The sequence below is a fragment of the Aquitalea sp. FG25 genome (assembly GCF_057809375.1).
The window spans coordinates 110,865-122,926 of sequence record NZ_JBMDJV010000014.1 but is presented as its reverse complement, the minus strand read 5'-3'; the positions used below and the strand labels follow the sequence as shown (position 1 = coordinate 122,926).

The window sequence follows — 12,062 nt, the reverse complement described above, 5'->3', positions numbered from 1 at the left end:
ATTACCCTCGTGTTGACCCTGCTAACCTTCGACAGGCGAGACCAACCCGGCAACCACAAATGGCACAAGATACTTCACGATCATGTCTGGATCTCTGGCGGAAACGATCTGGCTGCGCGTGAAAATTTTCAGCACATCATTTCCGGCAAAGGCGTTAAACATGACGCTGAATGCAAAATGCATTCTCCAGGCCAACTCCTCCACCCCAAGCTCTGGCAGCGCATGATGAAATGCGCGCGAGTAGCGTTGCACGAACACACTGTATTGCTGAGAGATGGTTTCACGCAGCAAACGGTGGTTTTCCACCAGCGTGCGCGACAGAAGTCTGACAAACAGGGCCCCGCCCCTCGCAGGGTCCTTGGACAGCGCCAGACACGGACGGATAAAGGTCGTGACCAGCCCTTCCACTGACAGCTTCTCTTCTCTTGTCTCCAGCTCGTCAAGTTCAGCCAGGCAGGACGCGATCAAGGGCGCCAGCCTGCGCATGAACACGGCTTCAAACAGTGCATCCTTCGAGCCAAAGTGATAATTCACCGCAGCCAGGTTGACTTCGGCCTGCTGAGTAATCATGCGAAGCGAGGTAGCCTCAAAACCGTGCTCCACGAACAGCCGCTCGGAAACGTCCAGAATGCGTGTTGCGGTATCCGGTCGGCTGGCTTCCATGTTCTCTTGTGCCTTTTTTGTACTTGCAGGGTATTTAGTCTTGTCCATCTCAGCTTTCGAACAAGCGTTTCAAACTTACGTTTTAATTTGATTAGTGTCAAGAACATCCTCCTTGTAGCGTGGATGGATTTCCATTACACCATCGCGAAAACGGCAGTCTAAAGTCTAGACTGCCGTTCGTTTGAATGAAACGCAGGTATCAATATTTAGTCAAGCCCGCGTGCCAGATCGGCCTTCAGGTCTTCCACATTCTCCAGACCCACCGCTACGCGAATCAAGCCCTCTTCGATGCCGGCTTTCTGGCGCACTTCTGCTGCCACACGTGCATGCGTGGTGGATGCCGGGTGGGTAATTGTACTCTTTACATCGCCAAGATTGGCAGTGCGTGAAATCAGCTCCACGGCATTCACCAGCGCCCACGCTCCGGCTCGACCACCCTTAACCACAAACGAAACCACCGCACCGCCCGCCTTCTGCTGACGCTGCGCCAGCGCATACTGCGGATGACTGGGCAGGCCCGGATAGTAAACACGCTCGACCGACGGATGTGACTCCAGCCAGTGCGCCAGCGCCAAGGCATTAGCACTATGCTTATCCATGCGTAATGCCAGGGTTTCCAGACCAGACAGCAATACCCAGGCATTAAACGGCGCCAGTGTCGGGCCGGCAGTACGCACATGCAGGTAAACCTGCTCCACCAGTGCATGACTTCCCACTACCGCACCACCCATCACCCGGCCATGGCCATCCAGATACTTGGTAGCCGAGTGCATGACCAGGTCGGCACCCAGTTTCAGCGGCTGCTGCAACGCCGGCGAGCAGAAGCTGTTATCCACCACCAACAAGGCATTGTGACGATGGGCAATGGCAGAAATGGCAGCAATATCAGCAATCTCGGTCAGCGGATTGGACGGTGTTTCCAGGAAAAACAGCTTGCTATTGGGTTTGGCCGCCGCTTCCCATGCCGCCAGATCACGCGCATCGACAAAGCTGGTTTCCACGCCAAATTTGGCCAGCAGGCCGGCAAACAGATTGGTGGTTGAGCCAAATAAGCTTTGCGAGGAGACAATGTGATCACCCGCCTTGAGCAGGCTCATCATGATGGCCTGAATGGCGGCCATGCCCGTGGCAGTGGCAATGGCCCGCTCGCCACCCTCCATCAGCGCCAAGCGTTGTTGGAAGGCACTGACCGTAGGGTTGGTAAAGCGGGAGTAGGTGTACCCTTCGATCTCTCCCATAAACATCGCAGCAGCCTGCTCTGCCGACTCGTAACAGAAACTGGAAGTCAGATGCAGGGCCTGGCTATGTTCACGGTATTCACTGCTTTCCCGGCCACCGCGAATTGCCAGTGTTTCCGGATGGTATTGCTGGGGATTGTTTTCAACTGACATGATGATTCTCGAATCTTGTTATCGGCCGCAAGCCACCATGGCCGGCCTCCGCCTTATACAGGCTATCTTGCCTGATCAGTATTCACTATCTAAATGAAATTGCGGCATATCGATGTCAGCCGCTGGCGCTATACCCGGTCTGCCATAAAAAAAACCGGCCAAAGCCGGTTTTTTAATGGCCTGAATTTACATCAGGTTTTGCTCTGCCACATTCAGATTCAAATCGATCATCTGGGTGCTGACCGGATTCTCCTCTTTCTTATCCGCCCCACGTGCGCACTCGATGGCATCCAGATAAGCCGCCGTGATATCCCCGGTGATGTACTTGCCATCGAAGCAGGAGGTTTCAAATTCGTGCAGTTTCGGGTTTACCGAATGCACTGCTTCTTGCAAGGCCGACAGGTCCTGGTAAATCACCGCATCAGCGCCGATTTCTGCCGCGATTTCCTGCTCGGTACGGCCGGTGGCCAACAGTTCGGCACGGGTCGGCATATCGATGCCGTAGACATTGGGAAAGCGAACGGCAGGTGCTGCAGAAGCAAAGTACACTTTTCGGGCACCCGCATCGCGCGCCATCTGCACGATTTCCTTGGACGTGGTACCACGCACGATGGAGTCATCCACCAGCAGTACATTGCGATCCTTGAACTCGCAGGCAACCGGGTTGAGCTTCTGGCGAACCGACTTCTTACGCACAGCCTGGCCCGGCATGATGAAGGTACGACCGATATAGCGGTTCTTGATGAAGCCTTCGCGGTATGGCAGGCCCAGGCTGTTGGCCAGTGCCAGTGCGCTGGGACGGCTGGTATCCGGAATCGGCATCACTACGTCGATATCCAGTTCCGGCAGCACGCGGCGGATTTTCTCACCCAGCTTTTCCCCCATCACGATACGTGACTGATAGACCGAAGCGCCATCAATCACCGAATCCGGGCGGGCAAAATAGACATACTCAAACAGACAAGGCGCGTGACGTACTTCCTTGGCGCACTGACGGGCATGGAAATCACCATCAAAGCTGACAAAGACGCCCTCGCCCGGCTCCACATCGCGCAGGGTACTGAAACCGGAACAATCCAGCGCCACCGACTCGGAAGCAAACATATATTCGGTCTTGCCACTCCCCTGGGTGCTGCCGATAACCAGCGGGCGAATGCCGTTAGGATCGCGGAAAGCCACCAAGCCATAACCGGCAATCAGCGCCACCACGGCATAAGCACCACGCACGCGGCGATGAACCGCCTCGACGGCACCAAAGATGGCATCCACGCTCAACTCAAAGCCCACCACACGCACGGCCAACTCATGGGCAAACACGTTAAGCAGAACTTCCGAGTCAGAGTTGGTGTTGATATGACGCAGGTCGTGACGGAACATGTCCGCCTTGAGTTCGTCGGTATTGGTCAGGTTGCCGTTATGCGCCAGCACGATGCCGAAGGGCGAGTTGACATAGAAAGGCTGCGCCTCTGCCAGACTGGAAGCAGAACCGGCAGTCGGGTAACGCACATGTGCGATACCGGCATTGCCCATCAGCGAGCGCATGTTGCGGGTGCGGAAAACGTCGCGCACCATGCCGCTGCCCTTGTGCATGTGAAAGGTCTTGCCACTGGAGGTGACAATACCCGCCGCATCCTGCCCACGGTGCTGCAGCACTTGCAGTCCGTCATACAACAACTGATTGACGGGAGACTGCCCTACCACGCCTAGAATTCCACACATTGCTCTACTCTCTCTTCCCAACTACCTGGATTTTCAGACAAAACCTACAGCCAAAGAAAAAGGCGGAAATCTTGAGGTGAAGATATCAAGATAATCCGCCTGTTCCATCACACTAGCCCGTGTAATGCAGATTGTCTGCCAGCATGGCTGGCAGCCAGGGCCTTAATGACAAGGCCAATGATTCGAATGGAGCGGCCAATACCGCATTCCTCCACATAGGCTGGCGCGGCATGTCACTCAAGCCGCCCACCAGCACCAGCACCGTGACCAACACCAGCCCTCGGGCCAGGCCGAACACAGCACCCATCAATCGGTTCAAACCTCCCAAACCAGCGGAATCCAGCAGACTGGTCAGGGTGATACGCAATAATGCCGTGACCAGCCACGACAGGAAAAACAACAACACAAACGAGGCCACCAGCCGCAAACCCTGGCTTGGCAACTCGTTGGGCATGAAACTAGCCACCAGTGGCGACAGCTCTTTGGCACACCAGAAGGCCAGTAACCAAGAGCCCAGCGACAGCACTTCGGCCACCAGCCCCCGCACCATGGCCACCAGCACCGAGCCGATCAGAATGGCAATCACCACATAATCGAAGACTGTCATTGCTGCTTACTTGCTCACGATAATGCCGGACACACCGGCCTGCGACAGCTTGCGCAAGGCAGCTTCTGCTTCGGCACGGCTGGCAAACGGACCAACCCGCACGCGGGTAACCTCTCCCTTGCTGGTTTCCACCTTGCTGAAATGGGCAGCCACACCCAGCCCAGACAGTTTGCTCTTGAGCGCATCGGCCTTGGCCGGATCAGAGAGAGCAGCTAGCTGGATGACCGACTTGCCATTGCCGACATTATCCACTTTTTCCGACTTGGGCTCACTTTTCTTTACAGTTGCCGGCTTGGTCGCAGGCTCTTCGTCGAAATGTCCGGCCAGAATAGCGGCAGGATCGGGCTGCTTGTGCTTAGCCGGAGCAGGCTTTTCCGCCTTGGCCAACTTGGTTTCTGCTGCGACCGGCTGATGGATTTCAGCAGGTTTGCTGGCCGCTTTTTTCTTTGCGGCTTCATGTGCCAGCGGCTGGCCAGGAGTACTGGCTGGCTGTGTTGGCTTGCTGGCTTGCACGGCAGCTACCGCTCCGGCAGCCGCCGCGGCGGCCACAGCAGGAGCCGGAACCTTGGCCGTTGCCGTTGGTTTGTCCTCACCAACCGAGTTCAGATCGGCAGGCAGTTGGGTTCCGGCAAGTCTTGCAGCTGGTGCGGAAGCCGTTGCCAAAGCAGGGGCAGATGCTGCCACCTTGGCAGGCGCGACCGCCGGAGCACTGGCCGCCACATTGACTGCTGGCGGCAACACCGTTTCAGCCGGCGTGCCGGAGGCTTCACTGGCAATTTCCACTGACTCGGGACGCATCTGCTGATCAGGCAAGTGGCCAACCACATTCCACAGGACGCCAGTGGATACCGTGACCAGCACAACCGCCCCCACCAGGCGACGCCTGGCACGCTTGCGCAACAAAATCAGTTCATCGTGGGCAGACAGTGCCATGCAATCCTCAAATACGTTGCCGACGGGCTTCCAGCACCTCGGCAACAGTGTGGAAAGAGCCGAAAACGGTAATTCTATCATTCTCGCCCGCTGTCGATAAGGCAGCTTGCCAGGCGGAGGCGACATCTTCGAATGCCTGCACCTTGCCAATGCCCATTGCCTTCAGCTGCGCAGCAATCTCGGCACCACTTTGCCCGCGCGGCATATCAAGGCCAGCCACGAACCAGCCATCGAATTCATCCATGGCCAATTTGGCCACAGCAGCCAGGTCCTTATCCGCCAGCATGGAGAATACGGCGTAGCGGTTTTCGGCAAACGGTAACTGGCGCAGGCTAGCCACCATCGCCTTGACCGCATGCGGATTGTGACCAACATCCAGCACCACCACCGGGCGACCCGGCAGCACCTGGAAGCGTCCCGGCCATTCCACTTCAACCAACCCTTGCTTGAGCACACCAATGCCGACCGGCAGACGCGCATGCAGGCAATCGAGTACTGCCAATGCTGCTGCGGCATTACCCAACTGGTAGCCACCGCGCAGCGCAGGCATTGGCAGCGCATGGCGTCGTGCCGACCCCATTTGAAATGACCATTGATTGTCCATGCGGCTATAGCTGTAATCGCGACCAACCAGCTTGAGGTCGGCACCGATGGCGGCAGCATGGTCCAGCAAGCGCTGCGGCGGCTGCGGATCGGCGCAGATGGCAGGCTTGCCCGGTCGGTAGATACCGGCCTTCTCGAAGCCGATGTCCTCGCGGTTGTCACCCAGAATGGCCGCATGGTCGATATCCACGCTCACCACCACCGACACATCCGGCTCGAAGATATTCACCGCATCCAGCCGCCCACCCAGACCAACTTCCATGATGGCCACATCGACTTTTTCTTCGATAAAGCTGTGCATGGCACCCAAAGTGCCGAACTCGAAATAGGTCAGCGAGGTATCACCGCGCGCAGCATCAATGGCGGCAAAACTGTTGATGATGCGCTCATCACTGACCGGCTGCAGATCAATCGCCACGCGTTCGTTGTAGTGCGCGATATGCGGCGAGGTATAACAGCCCACCTTGAAACCGGCACGCTGGTACATGGTGGACAGCATGGCGCAGACCGAACCCTTGCCATTGGTACCCGCCACCATGATGACCGGGAAGGATGGCTGCAACTGCATGGCAGCCCACACTTTACGGACGCGCTCCAGACCCATGTCAATGGTGGTGGCGTGCAGGCCTTCCAGCCATTGCAACCAATCGTTCAGACTTGTTCTTTGCATCATGGATTTTCCAAAACAGCAGGCTCAGCCTGCTCTGCTTCCGGGTAGAACCACAACAGGTACACCCGTAATTGCCGCAGCGCGTCTTGATCGGCACTATCCGGCAATAACAGACAACTACGACGACGGCCTGCGGCCATCACGTTGACGATAACAAACAGGGGAGATACAAAACTGTCGTCACGCAGCACGACTTCGGTTTCGACGCTGCCCAGATGCCAGCGCATGCGGCCCAAACCATCCACTTCGATGCGTTTCACCCCATGTGGGTTCCACCAGCCATTGGCGCGCACGGCATACCACGCCAGCACGCACTGACAGGGGATCATGGCAAACAATTGCGGCAGGTAGATCAGCAACAGGGTAATGGAGACGCACAGGCTTGCCAGCACCAGCCACAGCCACCGACGCGAAGGGCGTAGTTGCAAGGCAAATGGTGGCAGCAAGCGGGCCTTGTGCATACGGTGGCTTACAGCTCGCCGGCCGGGCTGTTGCTGATATCGCCTTCTACCGAATCCAGTACGGTGGAGTGGATTTCCACATCAAACCATTCCCAGAAGGCCTTGAGCGACATGTCCTTGGGCCACAGCTCTTCATCGTCGTACCAGGAAGCTACTTCAATCTTGAACAGTTGTTCGTACTGCTCGTCGATATGGGCAACCGCTTCTTCCGGCTCGTTGAATTCCGGCAGCAGAATTACCGTGCAGTCGCTGCGCAGGCTATCGAGTGTCAAATCCACCATATCGTTGCCGGGTACGGCATTCAGCCAATCCAGAAACGCTTGCTTGGGCTTGATCACAGCCACCGAGCGGTCAACAAAATACATGGCAATCCTTTCAATCCTGAGTTGGCGCGCATTGTAACCCAAGTCAGCAAGGGCCCGCACACCGCATGCTACAATTGCGGCCATTGAACCCTGATTACAAGATGCCGCAATGTCATTGATTTCTGTTGAAAAGGCCTGTCTGGCGTTTGGCCACCACGCCCTGCTGGATAATGTCGATTTTGCCCTGGAGCCGGGTGAAGTTGTCGGCCTGATTGGTCGTAACGGTGCGGGCAAGTCCTCCCTGCTCAAGGGCATTGCCGGCGTCATCACGCTGGACGATGGTCGCATCAACACCAAGGGGGATGTGCGCGTGGCCTATGTGGCGCAAGAGCCTGAGCTCAATCCCGACGATACGGTATTTGATGCGGTAGCAGCAGGCCTTGGCGAACTGAAGGCCCTGCTGAGCGAATACCACCATATCACCCAGCAACTGATTCAACCGGATGCCGACCACGCAGCCGCCCTCTCGCGCATGGAAACCCTGCAGCACGAACTGGAAGCCCGCGACGGCTGGCAATTTGATGCACTGATTTCCACCACGCTCTCTCACCTGAACCTGAACCCGGACACGCTGATCAGCGAGTTATCCGGTGGCTGGAAAAAGCGGGTGGCACTGGCCCGCGCATTGGCGGCCAAACCAGAAGTACTGCTGCTGGACGAACCCACCAACCATCTGGACGTCTCCGCCATCGAATGGCTGGAAGGACTGATCAAGAACTTTGCCGGCAGCGTGCTGCTGATTACCCACGACCGGCGTTTTCTGGACAATGTCGCCACCCGCATCGTGGAGCTGGACCGTGGCATCGTGCGCAGCTATCCGGGCAGCTTCACCGCCTATCAGGTACGCAAGACTGAAGAAATTGCCATTGAAGAAGAGCAAAACCGCATCTTCGACAAATTTCATGCGCAGGAAGAAGTGTGGATCCGCAAGGGTATCGAGGCACGTCGCACCCGCAACGAAGGCCGCGTGCGCCGGCTGGAAGCCATTCGCCGCGAGCGCGGTGCCCGCCGCGAGCGCGTGGGACAGGTAAACTTTCAGCTGGATGCGGGCGAGCGCTCCGGCAAGCTGGTGGCGGAACTGGAACATGTGAGCAAGGGTTTTGAAGGCCGCACCCTGATCAAGGATTTCACCACCCGCATCCTGCGTGGCGACAAGATCGGCCTGATTGGCCCCAACGGTGCAGGCAAAACTACGCTGCTCAAGCTGATCCTGGGCCAGCTGGAAGCCGACAGCGGCAGCATCAAGCAGGGCAGCAAGCTGGATATCGCCTACTTCGACCAGTTCCGCGAACAACTGGACGAAGACACCAGCGTGGCCGACATCATCAGCCAGGGCAATGACTTCGTCGAAATCGGCGGCGTGAAGAAACACGTGATGAGTTATCTGGAAGACTTCCTGTTCTCGCCGCAACGCGCGCGCAGTCCGGTTCGCTCGCTATCCGGTGGTGAGCGTAACCGCCTGCTGTTGGCACGCCTGTTTACTCGCCCAGCCAACGTACTGGTGCTGGACGAACCCACCAATGATCTGGATATCGACACCCTGGAACTTCTGGAAGACGTGATTGCTCAATATAGCGGTACTGTCTTTCTGGTCAGCCACGACCGCGCCTTCCTCGATAACGTGGTCACCCAGGTCATTGCCTTTGAAGGCAATGGCCAGCTGGAAGAATATCCTGGCGGCTATCAGGACTGGATCGACACCAAGGCACGCATGGCCGCCATGCAAGACGAAACCAGCAAAACCATTGCACCGGCCAGCAAGCCCAGCACCCCGGCAAAACCGGACAAGCAGCGGAGCAACCGCAAGCTTTCTTATAATGAATCCAGAGAGCTGACGGCACTGCCCGACGAAATTGCCGCACTGGAACAGGAACAAGCCACACTGAACCAGCAGTTGCTCGACCCCAACTGCTATCGCGACACCCCCAAAGAAGCCATTGCCTGGCAGCAGCGCATCGAAACCATTGATGAGCTGCTGCTGGAAAAACTGGCACGCTGGGAAGAACTGGAGGCGAAGCAATCATGAGCAAGACCCGGTCCACCCTGCCCTCACCCGAACGCCGCCGCGTGCTTGGCGGCGCGATGCTGGGTTCTCTGGCCTTATGGCTAAGCGCCTGCGGCACCCCGCCCAGAAAAACCAGCCAGAGCCGGCCACGACCGGGGCAGGACAAGACGCTGTCAGCACTCAAGGCTGACGGCGCGGGCCGGGAGATTCTCATGTACACGCTGGGTCTGCTGGATCTGGACTATAAATTCGGCGGCGCCAACCCGGAAGCCGGGCTGGATTGCAGCGGCATGGTCAGCTACATCTACCAGAACGCCGTTGGGGTAAAGCTGCCGCACAATGCCGCCCAGATCGCTAGCCTGGCTCGCCCCATCAGCAACAGCCAGATGCAGGTGGGCGACCTGGTGTTTTTCAACACCATGAACCGCTCCTTCTCGCACATGGGCATTTATATTGGCGACAGCAAGTTTGTGCATGCCCCGCGCACCAATAGCGCCATTCGGGTAGACCGGCTGGACAACAGCTATTTCTCCGCCCGTTTCGAAGGGGCACGCACCCTGTTTGCCTGAATATGGATCACCACTGGCAAAGCCGTTTGATCAGAGGCTGGCAGCAAAGACCCACCCTGCATCGGGATGGCGTCTCCCTGCAGGAAGCCTGGCTGCTGCGCAAGCTGCAACAGGCACTGAATGGTGACAGCCTGCACATCGACGGTCTGTCACTGCTCAGTCGCGACAGCGCCCTACATCTGACTGCACACCAACCGCTGGCGGCCCGGCTGACCCTGCACTTCGACTTCCTGCCCATAGCCTGGAACAGTAGGCAGATCCGCTTGCGTTATCACGTTCAGGGAGAGGCCGTCTCTCCCTCCACTACTCGCCGCCTGCTGGGCGGGTTGTTGCTGGGGGTGATGGAAGGTGCTTTTGGCCACAAGGCCCTGCAACAGCTAGCCAAGCCGCTGGAATGGCTGACGCTGGAGCAAGACATTGCCAGCATCGATCTCACCCGGCTGCCAGCGCTGCAGCAATGGCTGGATTACCCCTTACTGGGAAAACCGCTGGGTGAGCATCTGTTCATCAAGACCATCGAAACCAGTCCCGGTCAATTACGTATCCGGCTGGGACGCAGCAAGTCACCGCCACCTGAGTCGCCTCCCAGCAGTCAGCCATGAAAAAACCCCGCCGTAGCGGGGTTTTTCGTATCAGGACTGAACGATCAGCCCTTTACTACCTTGGCAATGGCTTCAGCCACATACGGCAGGTTCTTGCTGTTCAGCGCGGCCAGACAGATACGGCCAGTGGACACCGCATAGATGCCGAACTCGCTGCGCAGAACTTCAACCTGGGCGGCGGTCAAGCCGGTGTAGGAGAACATGCCGCGCTGCTGGGCCACGAAGGAGAAGTCCTGCTCCACGCCCTGTGCCTTGATGGCGTCAACCAGCCCCGTGCGCATGGCGCGGATACGGTCACGCATGCCAGCCAGCTCGTCTTCCCACTGCTGACGCAGTTCCGGGCTGGACAGCACGGCAGCGACAATGGCAGCACCGTGGATCGGTGGGTTGGAGTAGTTGGTGCGAATCACACGCTTGAGCTGCGACAGTACACGACCGGTTTCTTCCTTGCTGGCAGTCACGATGGACAGGGCGCCAACACGCTCGCCGTACAGCGAGAAGCTCTTGGAGAAGGAGCTGGATACAAAGAATTGCAGGCCGGAAGCCGAGAACAGGCGCACGGCAACAGCATCAGCGTCGATACCGTCGGCAAAACCCTGGTAAGCCATATCCAGGAAAGGAACCAGACCCTGGGCACGGCACACTTCCACTACTTCAGCCCACTGGGCGTCGGACAGGTCAGCACCGGTCGGGTTGTGGCAGCAGGCATGCAGCACAATCACGGAGCCAGCAGCCAGACCTTGCAGGAAGGACTTCATGCCAGCAAAGTCAACGCCACGGGTGGCGGCATCGTAGTAAGGATAGTTTTCTACTTCGAAACCGGCGGATTCAAACAGCGCGCGGTGGTTTTCCCACGACGGGTTGCTGATGTAAACCTTGGATTCCGGGTTCAGACGCTTGAGGAAGTCGGCACCGATCTTCAGTGCACCGGTACCACCCAAGGCCTGGGCAGTAACCACTTGGCCATTGCTGATCAGCGCGCTATCAGCACCGAACAGCAGGTTTTGCACGGCGCTGTCGTAAGCGACCGGGCCTTCGATCGGCTGATAACCACGCGGCAGCAAGGCATCAACACGGGCCTTTTCCGCAGCCTTGACGGCGGCCAGCAGCGGAATCTTGCCATTGTCGTCGCTGTACACACCCACACCCAGGTTCACCTTGAAGGGACGGGTATCGGCGTTGAAAGCTTCGTTCAGGCCAAGAATCGGGTCGCGCGGGGCCAGTTCTACCGCGGCGAAGATCGAAGAGGTCATGCAGGGGCTCCATTTGCTTTGCAGAACAGCCGCAACCGGGCGCTGAACATGCAGCAGGCCACGGCTGATTGATGAAAATCTTTGTCCGGGACAAAGTTTACCACCATCTGCCAGCTTGCTGCGCTGCAAACCCGACAAAACAACAAGCTGCCAGCCAGATGGAAGAGGACAGGACATTGCATACCGTCCGCCAGCCACATGCTTGTTCCATGCCCTGACTT

General features: G+C 57.7%; 12 protein-coding genes. 3 read left to right on the top strand and 9 right to left on the bottom strand.

Going from position 1 to position 12,062, the window contains the following annotated elements:
• Positions 1–21 precede the first annotated feature (21 nt).
• The 8 genes from ACODR9_RS14025 to ACODR9_RS13990 all read right to left on the bottom strand — a co-directional run bounded on the left by ACODR9_RS14025 (position 22) and on the right by ACODR9_RS13990 (position 7,412).
• The gene (locus ACODR9_RS14025; protein WP_159880843.1) at positions 22–663 is read right to left on the bottom strand and encodes a TetR/AcrR family transcriptional regulator; all 642 of its coding nucleotides are present in this window, start codon (positions 661–663) and stop codon (positions 22–24) included.
• A 206-nt stretch (positions 664–869) separates the two neighbouring features.
• Positions 870–2,054 (bottom strand): O-succinylhomoserine sulfhydrylase, encoded by a 1,185-nt coding sequence (locus tag ACODR9_RS14020; RefSeq protein WP_488810010.1) that lies wholly within the window; start codon positions 2,052–2,054, stop codon positions 870–872.
• 186 nt (positions 2,055–2,240) lie between these two features.
• A complete protein-coding gene (gene purF, locus ACODR9_RS14015; protein WP_488810009.1) occupies positions 2,241–3,773 on the bottom strand; it encodes an amidophosphoribosyltransferase in 1,533 nt (510 codons plus the stop codon).
• A gap of 112 nt (positions 3,774–3,885) precedes the next feature.
• A complete protein-coding gene (locus ACODR9_RS14010) occupies positions 3,886–4,380 on the bottom strand; it encodes a CvpA family protein (RefSeq protein WP_488810008.1) in 495 nt (164 codons plus the stop codon).
• A 6-nt stretch (positions 4,381–4,386) separates the two neighbouring features.
• Positions 4,387–5,313: an SPOR domain-containing protein gene (locus tag ACODR9_RS14005; RefSeq protein WP_488810006.1), complete on the bottom strand. Its 927-nt coding sequence runs from the start codon at positions 5,311–5,313 to the stop codon at positions 4,387–4,389.
• Between the two features lie 7 nt (positions 5,314–5,320).
• Positions 5,321–6,586: a bifunctional tetrahydrofolate synthase/dihydrofolate synthase gene (folC, locus tag ACODR9_RS14000; protein ID WP_488810030.1), complete on the bottom strand. Its 1,266-nt coding sequence runs from the start codon at positions 6,584–6,586 to the stop codon at positions 5,321–5,323.
• The gene (locus ACODR9_RS13995; RefSeq protein ID WP_488810004.1) at positions 6,586–7,047 is read right to left on the bottom strand and encodes a protein YgfX; all 462 of its coding nucleotides are present in this window, start codon (positions 7,045–7,047) and stop codon (positions 6,586–6,588) included. Before ACODR9_RS13995 ends, folC begins: the two co-directional genes overlap by 1 nt.
• An 8-nt stretch (positions 7,048–7,055) precedes the next feature.
• Positions 7,056–7,412: a hypothetical protein gene (locus ACODR9_RS13990; RefSeq protein ID WP_488810003.1), complete on the bottom strand. Its 357-nt coding sequence runs from the start codon at positions 7,410–7,412 to the stop codon at positions 7,056–7,058.
• Positions 7,413–7,521: 109 nt separating this feature from the next.
• Between ACODR9_RS13990 and ACODR9_RS13985 the strand changes: the two genes are divergently transcribed.
• The 3 genes from ACODR9_RS13985 to ACODR9_RS13975 are packed head-to-tail and all read left to right on the top strand — an operon-like array spanning position 7,522 to position 10,588.
• The gene (locus ACODR9_RS13985; protein WP_488810002.1) at positions 7,522–9,438 is read left to right on the top strand and encodes an ATP-binding cassette domain-containing protein; all 1,917 of its coding nucleotides are present in this window, start codon (positions 7,522–7,524) and stop codon (positions 9,436–9,438) included.
• Complete coding sequence (locus ACODR9_RS13980; RefSeq protein ID WP_488810001.1) at positions 9,435–9,986, top strand: C40 family peptidase; 552 nt, start codon at positions 9,435–9,437, stop codon at positions 9,984–9,986. Before ACODR9_RS13985 ends, ACODR9_RS13980 begins: the two co-directional genes overlap by 4 nt.
• A 26-nt stretch (positions 9,987–10,012) precedes the next feature.
• Positions 10,013–10,588, top strand: a complete 576-nt coding sequence (locus ACODR9_RS13975) for a hypothetical protein (RefSeq protein ID WP_488809999.1) — start codon at positions 10,013–10,015, stop codon at positions 10,586–10,588.
• A 44-nt stretch (positions 10,589–10,632) separates the two neighbouring features.
• On the opposite strand, the gene ACODR9_RS13970 is transcribed toward ACODR9_RS13975, so the two are convergent.
• Positions 10,633–11,829, bottom strand: a complete 1,197-nt coding sequence (locus ACODR9_RS13970; RefSeq protein WP_488810028.1) for an amino acid aminotransferase — start codon at positions 11,827–11,829, stop codon at positions 10,633–10,635.
• Positions 11,830–12,062 lie beyond the last annotated feature (233 nt).